Here is a 17,241-nt window from a genome sequence, read left to right on the forward strand (position 1 = left end):
TGTATCAAAATGACAATTCCGAGTTTACTTAAAAACAAACTAACCTCCAATCATTTCCATAAACTGAATCGCTACAGATCCTCCTACGAAAAAGTTGGAAGTAGTATTGTCGTTGGGAGTTTCAAAAATGGCATCTTGACTTTCAAACCAGCGAGCTTCAAGTCTGCAGGCCAGGTTGGGAATGGGAGAATAATCTACATTTACAGACAGGCCGGTGGTTTTAAACCCGTTGGGCGTCGCAGTTGGAATAATTACCCCGTTTTCATCCTGATAATATTCTGCTCTCAAAGCAGTGCTCCAGGTTTCGTTTATGATATATTGTCCTATGACTACGGGAGTAAACCATAAGTCATGACTTGAACTATTTTTTTCTTTTTGTTGAGCCCCAAAGTCGAAGCCAGCTAAGAGATTAAAGCTTTCAGCTATTTGGAATTGACTGTACATGTTGCTGAAATAACGCATACGTCGAGTAACATCTGGATCATCTGTACCTATAAATGTACTCCAGTTTAGCGTCAACTTATCTGAAGCGGAATAATTGAGTTGAGTACCAAAAGAAGGAAATGAGTTGCCTTCCAGTCTTTGTATACGTTGCCAGCCATTGACCATGAGTCCGGTTATTTCCAATTTATCTGTCGCTTGATAAGTTAATTTCGCACCAGCCAAAAAATAAGGGGAACTTTCTGCAGAAAGTGATCGCGTCAATGTTAAGTTATTTAATGAAATAGCACTCTCAAATCCTAAATGCGAAGGGAAGATCCCCACATCAAGCCATAAATTTTGACTGGAAGTTAAGGCAACACCAACATTAGCTTCAAAAACATTTTTAAAAACACCGGATTCCTGAGCGTAATTGTCGTTGGCGTAAGTGCCTGCCTGTAGTGCTAAATTCGCTCGGTATCTGGAGTGATCCAGGCCAAGCTTTATTAGACCTAAGTTTAAATTGTATTCGTTATGTCTATTGTGATTAAAAAGAAATGACTGTCTTTTATTGCCCTGAGGTTCATTGAAGTCATACATATAAAATGCATCGACAAATCCATAAATGCTCAGCGATGGCTTCTCTTCCCATGCTTCATTTACTTGTGAGTAAGTATTTATGCTGAATAATAGTAAAGCTAAGAGATAAGTGTTTTTAAATAGTTTTTTCATTCTGATTTGAGTTGAAATTGAATCTCCAATTATATAATGAATTCAAATTTAACATTAAATCACAAAACCCCGCGTTCGGGATGAAAGTGAATATACCATAAAACACAAAAGCCTAGATTTTTAAACCTGGCTTTTGTGTTGCAGACTTGTAACGGGCAGCCTGCTAAAACGCTCTGTTATTTATATTTTTTCTTCATTACTACATAAAATACAAGGGGTACAACAATTAGGGTTAAGAAAGTGGACACGATGGTTCCGCCCATTAACGACAGGGCTAGTCCTTGAAAAATAGGATCAAAGAGTATAGCGACAGCTCCAATAACGACGGTTCCTGCGGTTAATAATATTGGTGTGGTTCTCACAGCTCCAGCCTCAATAATAGCTTGCTTAAAGGCAATGCCTTCGTTGAGACGGATTTCTATAAAATCGATAAGCAATACTGAGTTACGCACCATAATTCCCGCCAGGGCAATCATACCGATAAAGGAGGTAGCGGTAAAAAAGGCGTCAAAAATCCAATGCGCTAATACTATTCCTATCAATGATAGCGGAATAGCAATCATCATCACAATAGGAGAGCGGAAGCTTTGGAACCAGCCAACAATCAACATGTAAATAATGAAAATCACTCCTAAGAATGCTATACCGAGATCTCGGAATACTTCCAGCGTTATTTGCCATTCTCCATCCCATTTCACCGAGTAATCTTCTGTATCTACTGGGATATCGGTGTATAATTCTTCTATAGAATATCCTTCTGGCAAATGCATATCTTTGAGGTATTCTTCCATACCCAGAATGGCGTAAACAGGGCTTTCTAGTTCTCCAGCCATTTCTGCAGTGACATAAACTACGCGACGTTTGTTTTTTCTGTAAATGCTTTTTTCTATAGGCTGTTCCACCAAACTCACAAGATTTCCAATGTTTACCATATGGCCTTGTTGTGATTTGACTTTAAGTTTTAATAAATCTTTTGTAGATGACTTTTCAGCATTGGGAGTGTAGTAAGTGATGCTCACCTGTTCTCGTTCATTTTCTCTGTAAGCCATGCCAATAGAAGCATTTCCAAGACTTAATCGCATCGTTTCAACTATTTGCTGAGTGCTTACTCCTTCTAAATTAGCGCGTTCGGTGTCTACTACAAACTCAACCTCAGTTTGTTCGGCTTCAACTCTCCAGTCGATGTCAACCACATCCTGAGTTTCCTGTAAAATACTTTTGACATTCTCAGCAATTTTGATTTGCTCTTCGTAATCAGGTCCATAAATTTCAGCTACGATAGTAGATAAGACCGGAGGTCCTGGTGGAACTTCTACAATTTTGATAGCGGCGCCATAGCGGTCTCCAATCGCTTTTACGTCTTTTCTAAAGGATTTTGCAATATCATGACTTTGGGCACTACGTTCACTTTTGTTGGTGATATTAACCTGAATATCTGCAAGGTGCTCACCGTCTCTCAGGTCATAATGCCTCACCAGACCGTTGAAAGTAATGGGTGAAGCTGTGCCAACGTAAGTTTGATAATTGACGACTTCCTCACGGTTTTTGACATATTCTGCAATTTCTAAAGTAACAGCTTGAGTACGTTCCAGAGGAGTTTCCTCTGGCATGTCGATCACAATTTGAAATTCATTTTTGTTATCGAAGGGAAGCATTTTCACTAAAACCGATTCATTTAAAAACAAAAGCACCGAAGCGATGAGAAGAATGACCGTACTTCCTATAAAGAGCCAGCGTTTCCTGGAGCTTTCCAGAAGTGGTCTTTGAACTTTTTCGTAAATCTTATAAATTCTGGTAGACTTTAATTTTTCGTCACCAAGTTGATCTGCTTTCTTGATAGCCTCTTCATCATCTTCTTCGCCATCGTCTGGTTTGCCATCTCCTTTTAAAAAGTAAAAGGCCAGATAAGGCACAACGGTAAGCGCTATGAATAAAGAAAGAATCATAGTGATAGAAGCGCCAATAGGCATAGGACTCATATAAGGTCCCATAAGTCCACTAACAAATGCCATGGGCAATACAGAGGCAATCACGATGAAAGCAGCCAGAATGGTAGGGTTACCTACTTCGTTGATAGCGTAAATAGCGGCGTTTCGCAAGGATCTTTTTTTCATCTTGAAATGCCGGTGCATATTTTCAGTGATGATGATAGAGTCGTCCACCACAATACCTGTGATAAAAATGAGTGCAAAAAGGGTAATTCTATTTAAGGTATAATCGAATAAATAATAACTAAGCATGGTTAAGGCGAAGGTCACCGGTACCGAAATAAACACCACAAGTCCGCCACGCCAACCCATAGATAGCATCACTACTAAAGTCACAGCGATGATAGCACTTAGCAGGTTAAAGAGTAAATCAGAAACTTTGTTTGATGCAGTTTCTCCATAGTTTCGTGTGACTTCTAGCTTTACGTCTTTCGGGATAATATAGTTTCCCCAGCGCTCTTTCTGAGCTATAATCTGATCGGCTACCTGCATGGCATCTGAGCCTTCTCGCTTGGCTACAGATAAAGTGACAGCAGAATAGGAGGAAGGCATCTGAGCCTGTTCAGCACTTGCAGCACCAAATCCAAATTCTACATAGTTTTTTGGATGTTCTGCTCCTTCTTCCACATCGGCAATTTGATGCAGATAGACAGGTCTATTGTCATAAGTGCCTACGACAATTTGTTTTAGGTCCTTTTCAGTTTCAATGAATTTTCCTGTGGTAATGAGAAGGTTTTCATCCTGATTCTGAATGTTACCGCTCTTAGATTTGGAATGATTGGCCTGAATCATTTGAGTGACACTTAAAATGTCCAGATCATAAGCTGCTGCTTCCTGATGGTTAAATTTTATTTTTAGTTCACGACTTCTCCCTCCAATCACTTCAGTGGAAGCAACATTCTCCACTTTCTCAATTTCTAAAAGAAGTTCATCAGCGATTTGCTTAAGGCGGTAGTCATCATATTTTTCACTGTAAAGTGTAAGGCCTACCACTGGAACATCATTGATAGATCTGGTTTTGATAAGAGGCTGGGAAACCCCTTGTGGAATTTCATCCATATGCCGCATGATTTCATCATGAAGCTTTACATAGGACCGTTCAATATCCTCGCCAACGTAGAATTGAGCAATGAGCATACCTTGTCCCTGCATAGAGGTGGTATGAACATATTCAATTCCGTCGATATTGGAAATCACACGTTCTAAAGGAATAATGACTTTAGATTCAATTTCTTTGGGGCTTGCACCAGGATAGCTAACAAAAATATCAGCCATCGGTACGTCTATTTGAGGCTCTTCTTCTCTTGGAATCAACATGGTTGCGTAAATACCTACTCCCATGAACACCACCATCATCAAAAGGGTGATTTTAGAAGTTAGAAATGCGTTGGCTAGTTTTCCAGCAATACCATTTTTCATAAGATCTAGTAGTTTACGTTTATGCCGTTATAAAGCTTGGAATCGGCTGAAATGACAACGGGTTCAGCTTCGCTAAGTCCAGATAAAATCTCAATATGTTCACCGTAATCTGCACCAACTTCGACCCATCTAAGCATGGCTTTGTTGTCCGGACTTACTACAAACAGCCCCTGCAAGCTGCCGCGTCTCATGAGTGCAGGTTTAGGAATGAAAACCCCTTGATCCAAAACGTCTGTGACCAATTGAATTTCGGCTTGCTGACCAGAAAATAACTCGATATTATTCTCGTTAATCAGTTTTGCTTTCACAAGATATTGTCCACCTGAATTGAGAGAGGAAGAACTTATTTCAGAAATCTGAGCATCGATTACCTGTCCATCGTTGGATACTTTAACAGTAGCCAGCTGCCCTTTTCTAAGCGCAGGAATTGCTCGTTCTGAAACTGAAAAGTGAAATTCAAAAGCATTATCCACTTCCATCTGTAATATAGGGTATTGCGGGTTTGCCAAATCTCCTTCCTGAGCTGATTTTGAAGTAATCAAACCCTCAAAAGGAGCTCTGATGTTGAAATATTTTAATTCGGATTCAACTTCGTTCAACTGACTTTCAACTGCTGCTTTTTGGCTTTTTACCGAGTTATATTTCAGTCTGATAGACTCCAGTTCTTTTTCTGAAACGCTATTTTTCTTTCTCAAGTTTTTATAGCGTTCGTAGTCTTTTTCAGCATTTTCCAATGTTGCTTTCACTTCTTCAAGTTTAGCTGAGAGCTGAGCTTGTTTTGAAATAAGGTCATCGCTATTCAGCTTAACAAGCAATTGATTTTCTTTAACTTCATCTCCCACCTCTACCAGAATTTTATCAACATAGCTGGAAGCTCTGGACTGGATATTTACTGATTTTGAAGACCTAATTTTCCCCTTATGAGTTAAAAGCTGAGGTAAGCTGGTTACGGGGTTTTGAACTTCTACATTAACGACTTCTGGCTGGGATTTTTCACTTTGTGTTTCTTCTCCACAGCTCATTAAGCTTAACGAAAAGAATGAAATAAAGAATATAGGTAATAGTTTAGTTTTCATAGGAGTAATTGTTAGCTAAAAATTGAACATATAACTGAGCATAATTAAATTCGAATATGGATTGATTGTAAGCGAGTCTCATGGCAGACTGTTGCTGTTCTGCCTGAAGCAAATCAGTAGTTCTTTCCAGTCCTTCATCAAACCTATCTTTTCTGATTTTGTAAACTTTCTCTGCTTGTTCTAAAGAGAGTCTGTTTCTGTTGAGTTTCTGTTCGGCTTCTCGAAATTGTCGTTTTGCTTTTTCCAATTCCATGTAAGATTGTGAGGCGTACATAGAGGCTTCCAGTTGAGCCTGGTCCAGACTTGCATTTTCCTCCTGCAGTTTTGCGATGTTCTTGCCACCTTCAAAAACAGTCCAGTTGAGAGATGCCCCTACAAAAAAGTTTCTGGAGTCTGTGGTAAAAACTTCGTCAGAAAACCACTGGACATTTCCAAAAGCATTAAGCGTTGGCAGAAAGGACAGCTTTGAAGCTGTTTGCATTTTGGATTGTGCTTCTGTTTGCAAATCGACTGCCAAGATATCTTCTCTGGTTTCAAGCTGGTTTTGATCTTTCAAAGCAACTACATTGAGATGGAGTTCAGAATCTGGTTTTACAATCGCATTGGAATCTTTATTCATCAGGAAAAGGAGGTAATCTGAAATAGTTTCAAGCTGATTGGATGCTGCGATGTACTCATTTTCGACTTCGTTTAATCTGACTTCTGCATTCAAAACATCGGGCATCACCAGTAAACCTTCATCATAAAAGTTCTGTATATCTTCATAATTTTGTCTGGCAATTTCTCTGGTTTGCTCAAGTACTTCAACGCCTTTGTAAGCCAGTTGAAGCTGCATATACAGTTTTTCTACTTCTACTAAAAGTGCTTTTTCTTCAAATTTATTCTTAAGCTCTTGTGCTTCCTTCTGAGCATTTAATGCAGAACGTTGCGCCCATTTATCCAGGTTGATGAGTGGCTGCTCTATTTTCAAGGCAGTCGTAAAGTTGGAAATGGCGCTCGGATTGTTCAGGTTGTCAATCTGGAAATCCTGTTCTGTGAAAATCCCCTGGTTTAATAAAGTACCAAACGCCTGTACAGGATTATTGGTTCTGTAAAAACTATGAGATACACTAAGCTGAGGTAAAAACGCAGCATTGGTTTGCCTGTATTGTGCTCTTATTTTTCTGAATTTACTTTCGTTAACCTGAAGCGACCTATTGTCTTCAAGCACTTGATTCTTCAATTCTTCTAAAGTAAATTTTAGTTCTTCCTGAGCTTGTATTTGACCAAGGCTAAATAAAGCCGTTAAGACAGTGATTAATTTTATATATGCATTCATTTTCTTTTGAATTTGGAATTGCAAAATTAGAGATTAAGATACGCATTGAATGTAACAAATGTTCTATTAAGCAGGTTTGTTAATTTTCTAATTTTTTATCTAAACGAAGAATACAACCGACTTTCGAGAAGAGATTTTTCTCTCTACTGTTTTTTAAATTAAAAAGACAAACTGATCTCTCACGTTTCACCACTCAGAATTCATTTTGCTATCTTGATTGAAGTGATTAACCTTTAATCTTGAGACACAGGTGACCTGCTGGTGCTGGATAGCCGCGTAAAACAGTCTTTTCTTTTTAACAGCTGAGAATGAATAACAAGGAGTAAAAAAAAATGAATGTTTGAAAATAAACTTTTATAAATTTCTTGCTTCTTATATAAAATACTGGAGGTTAATGCTTTGCTGAGACCTCATATGGCAGCAAATAGTTTAGGTCCAAATTTTAACTATTGTTATTTAAACTTAATATAAATAATATTTGTTGAATTCGTAAAGAGTTTTATATTTGCCGAGTATTTATAACAAGTCTAAATTAAAATAATCAAATTAAAATCAAAAAATGAAAAGATCAAATTTAATTTTCAGCTTATTTCTAGGATTTACAACTTTACTTTTTACATCCTGCAGTGATGATGACACAGATATAATCAATCCTGGTGTAGAAGTTCCAGATACTTACAGCTTTGATCGTAATGGAAACTCTACGGTTAGTTATGACGGTCAAACTACCAGAATCTTAATGGCAGATGAATTTAAAGCTTCCTTGCTGGATAACAGTAAAACTGAAGCTGATTTACTTGCTATGTACGCACACCAGGCTGGTGATAATGATTTTTCTCAGGAAAGCTTAAATGCATCAGGTAAAAATTTAAGAAGCAAGACGGCAGCATCCAGGGATTATTTCTCGGCAAATTCAACGGAAGCAAATGAAATTAAAAATCAGGTGGATAGCTGGATCAGTGCTCAAGTTAATGAAGTGTTTGCCAACTGGAATACAATCGCTGAGCCAGGTTTGGCTGGACAAATACAGGAAGCAGGTGGTGGAAGCATTAGATATGTAAACGCTAAAGGACTTGAATATAACCAGGCTATTATCTTAACGCTTTTAGGAGGAGTTATGACAGATCAAATGCTCAATAACTATTTAAGTCCGTCTGTTTTAGATGAGGCTAACAATGTCGAAAATAATAACAGCGATGTAACTGCGGAAGGTGCTAATTACACTACCATGGAGCATAAGTGGGATGAAGCATTTGGCTATCTATATGGTACTGATAATAAAGATAACCCTCAGCTTGGCCAGGACCAATACCTGAATAAATATCTAGGAAGAGCTGAAAATGATCCAGATTTTTCCGGGATTGCTCAAGACGTATATAACGCTTTCAAATTAGGTAGAGCAGCTATTGTAGCTGAAGATTACGAACTAAGAGATGCACAAGCTGAAATCATCAGAGAAGAGATTTCTAAAGTAATAGGTATCCGGGCGGTATACTATCTTCAACAAGCTAAAACAGGTTTAGTAAATGACAAAGGTGCTGCTTTCCATGATTTGTCTGAAGGTTATGGGTTTATCAATAGTTTACAGTTCACAAGAATGCCAAACTCTGAAGCTCCATACTTTAGCAAATCTGAAGTTGATGCCATGCTATCTGCTTTGATGGAAGGCAATGGATTTTGGGATGTTACAGAGGAGACTTTAGATAATTTCTCAAGCCAAATAGCTGATAGATTCAACTTTACGGTTGAGCAGGCTGGAAGCTAATCTAGGATTAGTTTAAGACTAAACAAGTGCTTAGAAGCACCCTTACTTTTTATATTTTCAAAAAAATGAACGTGATGAAGAAAATCATTTTAGGTCTGTTTACTTTAGCAACTGTAGTTTTGATAGTTGCCTGTAGTTCAGACGATACTGATTCTGAAAATTCAACCAATGATGGGTTTGATCGCTCAGCTATGCTTAGCAACTGGGCAGACAATATCATCATTCCAAGTTACGCTAACTTGAATGTCCGGCTCAATGCCATGGTAGATGCTAAAAATAATTTTACTGCTGAACCATCACAGGTAAATCTTGAAACTTTGAGAGAATCCTGGAAAGATGCCTATAAAGCATGGCAGCATGTAGAAATGTTCAATATAGGTATGGCGGAAAGTACCAACTATATTTTTCAAATGAATGTATATCCAACCAATACGATAGATATTCAGCAAAATATCGTCAATCAAAATTATGATTTATCCAGCGTCAATAATAATGATGCAGTAGGTTTTCCAGCTCTGGATTACATGCTTTACGGTCTGGCCGATACTGATGCCGAATTGCTTGAGTTTTATATAAATTCAGCCGATGCAGAAGGTTACAGAGGGTATTTATCTGATCTGATCGATAGAATGCAAACTTTGACGCAAACTATATTAGACGATTGGAATAATGGTTACAGAGATAGTTTTGTAAATAATACAGATAATTCTGCTACAGGATCTATCAACTTGGTAGTTAATGATTTTATTTTTTACTACGAAAAAGGATTTAGAGCGAACAAGTTTGGGATTCCGGCGGGTAATTTTTCTCCAACTCCTTTACCAGATCGAGTAGAGGCTTATTATAATGGTCATTTGTCTAAGACCCTGGCACTTGAAGGAATGGATGCTATTCAGAATTTTTTCAATGGAATTGCTTTTGAAAGTGGCAATAATGGCCAAAGCCTGGACGATTATCTTGATTTTCTAAATACTATAAAAGAAGGTGAAGACTTAAGTGCTTTGATTACTAATCGATTTAATGAAGCAGAAGCCAAAATCGAGACCTTGAACGAAAGTTTTGCAGAGCAGGTTGAAACCAATAACGTAGCCATGACGGAGACCTTTGATACCATTCAGCTAGCAGTTGTGCTATTAAAAGTTGATATGCTTCAGGCATTAGACATCAGTGTTGATTTTGTTGATGCAGACGGAGATTAAACTATCATAATTACAATAATTTAAATAAGGGATTTTCAAAGTTTTGAAAATCCCTTTCTATCCTTATGTTGAACCGATTCACTGTTTACTTTAACCAACAAACTTCAGCTGCTCCCTTGTCTGTTTTCAGAATAGGATTTGGATTGATGATGCTTATCAGTATAATTCGATTTTGGAGTTATGGCTGGATTGAAAAATTATATCTCGATCCTAAATTTCATTTTTCATATTATGGATTTGAGTGGGTGAAACCCATTGGTGACTGGACCTATCTTATTTTCATTATCTGTGGACTTTCTGCATTATTTGTCGCTTTAGGTTTAAAATATCGCTTATCCATCATATTATTCTTTTTGAGTTTTACTTATATAGAATTCATGGATAAGACGACTTACCTCAACCATTATTACTTCATCAGTATTTTGAGTTTTCTGATGATATTCTTACCAGCCAATGCGTATTATTCTATTGATAATCTTATAAGAAAAAAGCAATACCTGCTTATCCCCAGGTGGACTATCGATTCTATAAAACTGCTGCTGGGCATGGTGTATTTTTATGCAGGCTTAGCCAAGATCAACAGCGACTGGCTGTTTAAAGCCATGCCGCTCAAAATTTGGCTGCCCTCCAAATATGATTTACCATTCATAGGGGAGAATCTGATGCAGCAATCCTGGTTTCATTATGCCATGAGCTGGTCTGGAATGTTCTATGATTTATTGATTCCTTTTTTATTACTGTATAAACGGACTCGACTATTTGCCTTTGTTTTGGTGGTATTTTTTCATGCCTTCACCAGAGTGCTTTTCCCTATTGGCATGTTTCCTTACGTCATGATTGTGGGGAGTTTAATATTTTTTGATGCAAAAGTGCATTATAAAATTATTGGTGTCCTTCGAAACCTATTTAAGCAGTTCAATATTAAATCGAAATCGATTGTAACTCAAACATTTTCTTACCACTATCAGAAGCAGGTAGTTACGGTGTTGGCGGTGTTTTTTATAATTCAATTACTTATGCCATTTAGATACGCCTTGTATCCAAGTGAACTATTTTGGAGAGAAGAAGGTTATCGGTTTTCCTGGCGGGTGATGCTGATGGAGAAACGAGGCTATGCTTATTTCAAAGTTGTGAATCCTGAAAAGGGAACTTCTTTTTATGTGGATAACTCAGATTTTCTCACATCGTTTCAGGAGAAACAGATGAGTACACAACCCGATTTCATTTTGGAATACGCACATTATTTAGCTGAACAATTCAAAGCCCAGGGTCACGAACCTATTGAAATTTATGTAGAAAGCTTTGTAGCTCTCAATGGCAGAAGAAGTCAGCCTTACATAGATCCTGATGTGGATTTATTAAAACAATACGAATCATTCAAGCCTAAGCCTTGGATTTTACCATTTAAAGATGAGATTAAAGGACTTTAGTATTCTTATGTTAGTGAGTTTATTTTCAGTACTAGGTTGGTCACAAACCTATCAAATTGAAGGTTATGTGTACGACCAAGCTCAAAAAAAGCCTGTAAATGAAGTTAATGTATACGACAAAGACAAAGGCATTTTAGCTCAAACCGATGCTTCCGGCTATTTCGAATTTGAAACTTCAAAAAAACAACTAACACTGGTTTTTTATGGGTTTCAGTTTCAAATCCTTGAAAAACATATCAATGCTGATGCAGATACCAATTTAACCATCAATTTGGAGCCTTTATCTGAAGAACTTTCTGAAGTTCAAATTATCGCTCAAAAGGAAAAAGTGTTTGAACTCAACCGACTCAAAGATGTAGAAGGCACTGCTATTTACGCTGGTAAAAAAACCGAAGTTATACAAGTAGATCAATCCATGGCTAATTTAGCCACCAACAACGCTCGCCAAATTTATAGTCAGGTGGCAGGCTTAAATATTTTTCAGAATGATGATGGCGGATTACAGCTGAATATTGGTGGTCGAGGACTCAATCCCAACCGAACAGCCAATTTCAATACGCGCCAAAACGGCTACGACATTAGCGCTGATGTTCTAGGCTATCCAGAAAGTTATTACACCCCGGCTTCTGAAGGTTTGCAACAGATACAAATTATAAGAGGCGCAGCTTCACTTCAATATGGAACTCAGTTTGGTGGACTTGTGAACTTCATTATGAAGGAGCCTAATCCAAATAAGCCACTTGAAGTTATTACAAGGAACACAGGGGGCAGTTATGGCTTGTATACCAATTTCACAAGTTTGAGTGGCACCAAAGACCAATGGAGCTATTACACCTATGTCAATTATAAAAGAGGGGATGGATTCAGACCCAATTCTGAATATGAGTCTATCAATATGTTTTCGCATTTGGGCTATGAATTCAATGAGAAAACCAAACTTACTGGTGAAGTGACTTATATGAATTATCTGGCTCAGCAATCAGGAGGTCTAACCGATCAAATGTTTGCAGAAGATCCTTTCCAAAGCAATCGGGAGCGCAACTGGTTTGAAGTAGACTGGTTGTTGTATAACTTAAAATTAGCTCACGAGTTTTCAGAACAGACCAATTTCACCTTCAACTTTTTTGGGTTAAATGCTAAACGAAGTGCCTTAGGTTTCAGAACCAACAGAGTTAACCAGATCGATCCCAATGAAGAACGGGATTTGATTGTAAGTGATTTCAGCAATTTTGGGTTTGAAGCGCGACTGCTAAGTGAATATGAAATTTTTGACAAAGACGCTACTTTTCTGATTGGTACAAAATATTACAATTCAGATAACCAGGAGCAGCAAGGAGCAGGTTCAGATGGCTTTGGGCCAGATTTCAGCTTCAGAAATGATGAATTTCCTGGCTATCCTAACCAATCTGAGTTTGATTTACCCAATACTAACATCGCCCTATTTGGAGAGAATATTTTTTATATCACTGATGAATTTTCGGTGACTCCAGGCTTTAGATTTGAATATATAAAAACGGAAAGCGATGGGTTTTTTAGAAGAATTAATACCGATGCTGCCGGAAATGTGATTGATGACCAGACGATTCAAGATCAACGAAGCTTTGAACGCTCCTTTGTTCTCTTAGGAACGGGGATGAGTTATAAGCCGAGCAGTGCGTTGGAACTTTATGGGAACATTTCAGAAAATTACCGTTCGGTGACTTTTTCTGATATTAATATCAGCAACCCTGCTTTTGCTGTAGATCCAGATATTACCGATGAAGAAGGCTTTACAGCTGATATAGGTGCAAGAGGAAACTTTAATAATTTCATATCTTATGATGCCAGTGCGTTTCTTTTGTCTTACCAGGATAGGATAGGTTTTGTTCAAAAAGTTCTGGACGACAATCGAGTCATAAGTGAAAGGGGAAATGTGGGGGATGCCGTTATTTATGGGGTAGAATCTTTATTCGATTTCAACTTAAAAAAGATTTTCACGCTAGGATCTGCTTATGGCCTTAATGTGTTTGTGAATACCTCTTTCATTACTTCAGAATATACAAATTCACAGCAGTTAGGCATCGAAGGAAACGAAGTAGAATTTGTTCCCGATCTTAATTTAAAAACCGGCTTTAGGTTTGCGTACAAGGATTTTACGGCTAGTATGCAGTACACCTATTTATCAGATCAGTTTACAGATGCTACCAATTCTGTGGATGGAAGCATAAGTGGTGTGATAGGAGAAATACCACAGTATGATGTACTGGATTTCTCCATGTCTTATCGCTATAAAAACTTTAAACTTGAAACAGGGGTCAATAATCTTTTAGATGAAGCCTACTTCACAAGAAGGGCAACGGGTTACCCTGGACCAGGAATTATTCCTTCCGCTCCACGAAACTGGTATGCTACATTTGTAATTGAATTTTGAGTATTAAAAACCAAAAGCCAGAAAACCAAGGAAAGAGAGAGTAGCGACTGAAACTCCTTTTCAGACCATGATATTCCAGCTTTTGACTTAAAGACTAGTAAAATGACAGCGTGTAAAAACGCCATCAGAATCAATTAAAACTCATACTTTACAAAGACAGTGAAATTCTGACCTGGATCGGTGAGGCGTTCCATTCCGCTTAAATTGGCATTGGCCTGATTTCTAAAAGCGAAATTCAAGTGATCGTAATACTGCTGATCAAATGCATTCAACACGGCACCACCCAGGTTAAGGCCAGGAAACAACTCATACCCCAATCGAAAATCAACCAGTTCGTAGCCAGGTGTTGCCTGATTTTCTCCAAAGGATGTTGCCAGTTCATCTTGCTGACTTACGACTCTTAAGTCGGTGGCAGCCCAGAATTTGTTTTTATTGTATTGCAAGCTGAATTTGCTGCGCAACGGAGGAGTGAGTGGGAGAGATTCGCTGAGGTCCTCGTTTCTGGCATATACATAGGCAGCTTCGGCATCAAATTGAAAGTTGTTTAAGAAATTCACGCCAAGACTGGCTTCAAAACCAGTTTTGTAAGCTTCATCCAGATTTCTGAAGACCTTTGGGTTTAATGGTTCCTGATTGGGCATAAACTTTCTGGTTTTGGTAGGATCTATAATGGCAACGATATAATTCTCGAAGTGAGAAAAATACACGGAAGCGCCCCAGTCTAGTCTGTTAATAGCGCCATCAAATGTTTTCTTACCTGTATAGGCAACTTCAAACTGATTATTCACTTCAGCATCCAGGTTGGGGTTCCCGATGTATTCAAACGGATCCTGACCCACCTGGAAGTGATTGATGAACCGTTCAATCATGTTGGCAGAACGCACTCCACGGCCAAAAGCAAACTCCAATTGATTATCTGCATCCAGTAGTTTCTTAAGCGATACAGTTGCACTGAAATTGTGCTCTGTTCTGCTTCCTAAACCTGGATAGTAAGCCTGAAAATCTGTTGCAGGATCCTGAATGTCTGAACGGACTAAATCATAACGTACTCCAGCATTAAGCACCGTTGAGGAGTTGAGTCTGTAGCGAGATTCTGCAAAAAATCCGTAGTCATTGATAAAGGAATCCTGCCAGATTTTATCTGTCAGTTCTAAAGGTGGGGTGATGGGCATTCCCATCATATTAAGCTTGATGAGCCGATTTCTGGTTCCATCTCTACTGATTAACAGGGCATCGGTTCCTGTGAATAAGGTCCAGAACTCATCGAGTTTCCATTCCAGTTCAAATCGGCCACCAGCAGTCGTCGCTTCGACAGGAGAAACGGCTTCCACTGTATTAAAATTGCTTCGTCTGCTATTGCTCATCAGGTGATCTACATAAGAATAGTAGGCTTTGGCCTGAATTTTTTGCAGGGTCTTTCCTGGTCTTTTTTTGAAATAATCCAGGGACAGCATAGAAGAATCGTCGTAATCTGAATCCATGGGTAAGGAAGCATGAAGCACATCTCTACCGAAGGATTGTCTCCAGTGCAGTTGTAAACGCTCCAAACTAGTAAAGTTATAGCCCATTCGCAGACTGTAATCTATGCTTCTAAAGGAAGAAGGGATTTCTCGACCACCTCCATCTTCGTAATTGCCAAAATCCCGGTAACCATACATGCCAACGACATCGAATTTTTCTTCTGCATACTGGAGACGAACCATGTTGACCAGTGAGTTACCATTGGTTTCATAACCAGTGGATGCACTTCCTGATAGGCCATATTTTCCAATCTCCGGCCGTTTGGAAACCATATTGATCAATCCGCCAAAAGTAGCGCCATATCTCATGGTGTAGGGGCCTCGAACCACTTCAATTTTTGCAATATCTTCCGGCATGACATGAGTGGTGATGGGATCCATTCTGTTGGGGCAGGCGTGCATCACTTTGGTTCCGCCATCGTACTGAATGTTTAACTGTTCATATTGTGAAGCTCTGAAAGATGGATCTATGGCATAATTCCCTCGCTTGATGAGGCCAAATCCGTTAATATCCCGGAAGAGGTCTGCTACATTTTTGGGCTGACTTACTCTTTCGGTTAAGTCTGGAGTGGTGATGTTCATCACTGGATCCTGGAAGATTTTCCCTGTAACCAAAACTTCTGTCAGTTCTGTGTTTTGAGCTTCCAGGTAAATAACTTCAGGAGTAAAGGAGTTTATTTTTAAAACTCGAGGACTGTAGCCTATATGACTGATGCGGTAAGTCTTACCGATGTCGAGTTTCAGAATCTTGTTTTCAGTGATGCGGTAATCTTCTTTGTTATTTTGACTGGTGGCATAAACCCCGGTAAGGGTTTCTTTGGTTTGTGCGTCCTTTACTTCTATGGTTTTAGTTTGTGCAAGAAGCATGACAGAACCAGCCACAAAAAAGATGACGCTTAATATTAATTTCATGTTTAAGCATTTGATGTTTAACTCTTATGTTTTAAATAAAATGTGTTGTTAAACATGAGCTGCGGGTGGCTTAAAACTGCTCTTCGGATAATGAAAGTTGTAAAGTGAAGTATAAAAATAGGAAGGTTTCTTTTTGGAAATAAGAGCATCTACACTAAGACCTGTTTCAAAATCAGTAGTTGTGAAAACAAGTTCACTTTCCAGAAAAACAGACGCATTTTTTGGAGTGTCGGGTTCTTTTTTATCGAGAACGTCCCCAAGAAAGCATTTACCATCACACTCGAGATCAGGTTGATCTGTATTCTCACAGTAGCTTTCTATAAAGTTATCGGTGAACACCATATAATAGGATAGCCAGAATGCGGACTTCACAGTGAATAGGAGCACAGTAAGACTTAATGCAAGCGCTATATGTAGTTTGAGGGTTTTCACAATGCAAAAATAAATAGAAGATTTGCTCTGGTTTGTGATTGAAGTCACATTTCAGAAAGTTTCTTTTTAATATGTTGAAAAAACACGCTAAAGCAATCAAGTGAATCCGAAGCTTTAAGTTATCCACACTATTGTAAACTGCAGTACCTGCTTATAGTTAAGAATATATCAGCGTATCTCAAGTTTAGAATTTCTTTTAACAGAGTATGGCCTATGTCATACATTATCCCTACTGTATCTACGGGGAAGCTATACTTATGCTCCGCTTTTATTCTAGGGCTACAATCTTACTAAAAAAGATATTTTACTCCATGGCGGTATTCCAAAGCGCTGTTATTCAGAAATGCATCGATGCCACAGACCAGGAAACAGGCTCAATGGGTTATGAGCTGTTGAATTTTACGGGTGAAGCTTATAAAGTACGATTAAGCACTAATTAGATCTTAAAATGAATAACAGGAATTCGATAAGCGTGATGAAAATATGCGTTTATCCCGTGAATATTTGAAATAAACGTGTATTTTTATCGACATATAACCAGTTGCATTTAATTGAGACGCCTTTTTGGAACGGCTGTAGTTCTGAAGATTTATAAGGATGATATAGGCACGTTAGTGCTC

11 protein-coding genes are annotated in these 17,241 nt (G+C 38.4%); 5 read left to right on the plus strand and 6 right to left on the minus strand.

Annotated features, from left to right (window positions below; translation table 11 throughout):
* Positions 1–39 precede the first annotated feature (39 nt).
* From ACFQ0R_RS13220 to ACFQ0R_RS13235, 4 genes are all read right to left on the minus strand, one after another.
* Positions 40–1,152, minus strand: a complete 1,113-nt coding sequence (locus tag ACFQ0R_RS13220) for a porin (protein ID WP_379658851.1) — start codon at positions 1,150–1,152, stop codon at positions 40–42.
* A 176-nt stretch (positions 1,153–1,328) separates the two neighbouring features.
* Entirely contained in the window at positions 1,329–4,559 is a 3,231-nt protein-coding gene (locus ACFQ0R_RS13225; RefSeq protein WP_379658852.1) for an efflux RND transporter permease subunit, read from the minus strand.
* A gap of 5 nt (positions 4,560–4,564) precedes the next feature.
* The gene (locus tag ACFQ0R_RS13230; RefSeq protein WP_379658853.1) at positions 4,565–5,635 is read right to left on the minus strand and encodes an efflux RND transporter periplasmic adaptor subunit; all 1,071 of its coding nucleotides are present in this window, start codon (positions 5,633–5,635) and stop codon (positions 4,565–4,567) included.
* Positions 5,625–6,953 (minus strand): TolC family protein, encoded by a 1,329-nt coding sequence (locus tag ACFQ0R_RS13235; protein ID WP_379658854.1) that lies wholly within the window; start codon positions 6,951–6,953, stop codon positions 5,625–5,627. Before ACFQ0R_RS13235 ends, ACFQ0R_RS13230 begins: the two co-directional genes overlap by 11 nt.
* 559 nt (positions 6,954–7,512) lie before the next feature.
* On the opposite strand from ACFQ0R_RS13235, the gene ACFQ0R_RS13240 reads away from it, so the two are divergent.
* The 4 genes from ACFQ0R_RS13240 (at position 7,513) to ACFQ0R_RS13255 (ending at position 13,757) form a co-directional block, all read left to right on the plus strand.
* Complete coding sequence (locus tag ACFQ0R_RS13240; RefSeq protein ID WP_379658855.1) at positions 7,513–8,718, plus strand: DUF4856 domain-containing protein; 1,206 nt, start codon at positions 7,513–7,515, stop codon at positions 8,716–8,718.
* 74 nt (positions 8,719–8,792) lie between these two features.
* Positions 8,793–9,917: an imelysin family protein gene (locus tag ACFQ0R_RS13245; protein WP_379658856.1), complete on the plus strand. Its 1,125-nt coding sequence runs from the start codon at positions 8,793–8,795 to the stop codon at positions 9,915–9,917.
* A gap of 65 nt (positions 9,918–9,982) precedes the next feature.
* Positions 9,983–11,347 (plus strand): HTTM domain-containing protein, encoded by a 1,365-nt coding sequence (locus ACFQ0R_RS13250; protein ID WP_379658857.1) that lies wholly within the window; start codon positions 9,983–9,985, stop codon positions 11,345–11,347.
* The gene (locus ACFQ0R_RS13255) at positions 11,328–13,757 is read left to right on the plus strand and encodes a TonB-dependent receptor domain-containing protein (RefSeq protein ID WP_379658858.1); all 2,430 of its coding nucleotides are present in this window, start codon (positions 11,328–11,330) and stop codon (positions 13,755–13,757) included. Before ACFQ0R_RS13250 ends, ACFQ0R_RS13255 begins: the two co-directional genes overlap by 20 nt.
* A 134-nt stretch (positions 13,758–13,891) precedes the next feature.
* On the opposite strand, the gene ACFQ0R_RS13260 is transcribed toward ACFQ0R_RS13255, so the two are convergent.
* Both ACFQ0R_RS13260 and ACFQ0R_RS13265 read right to left on the minus strand, forming a co-directional pair.
* On the minus strand, positions 13,892–16,189 hold the full coding sequence (locus ACFQ0R_RS13260; protein WP_379658859.1) for a TonB-dependent receptor domain-containing protein: 2,298 nt from the start codon (positions 16,187–16,189) through the stop codon (positions 13,892–13,894).
* Between the two features lie 48 nt (positions 16,190–16,237).
* Positions 16,238–16,621: a hypothetical protein gene (locus tag ACFQ0R_RS13265; RefSeq protein WP_379658860.1), complete on the minus strand. Its 384-nt coding sequence runs from the start codon at positions 16,619–16,621 to the stop codon at positions 16,238–16,240.
* 311 nt (positions 16,622–16,932) lie between these two features.
* On the opposite strand from ACFQ0R_RS13265, the gene ACFQ0R_RS13270 reads away from it, so the two are divergent.
* The gene (locus tag ACFQ0R_RS13270; protein WP_379658861.1) at positions 16,933–17,061 is read left to right on the plus strand and encodes a hypothetical protein; all 129 of its coding nucleotides are present in this window, start codon (positions 16,933–16,935) and stop codon (positions 17,059–17,061) included.
* Positions 17,062–17,241: the final 180 nt, after the last annotated feature.

Source organism: Psychroflexus salinarum, assembly GCF_042677225.1.
Lineage (GTDB): Bacteria > Bacteroidota > Bacteroidia > Flavobacteriales > Flavobacteriaceae > Psychroflexus > Psychroflexus salinarum.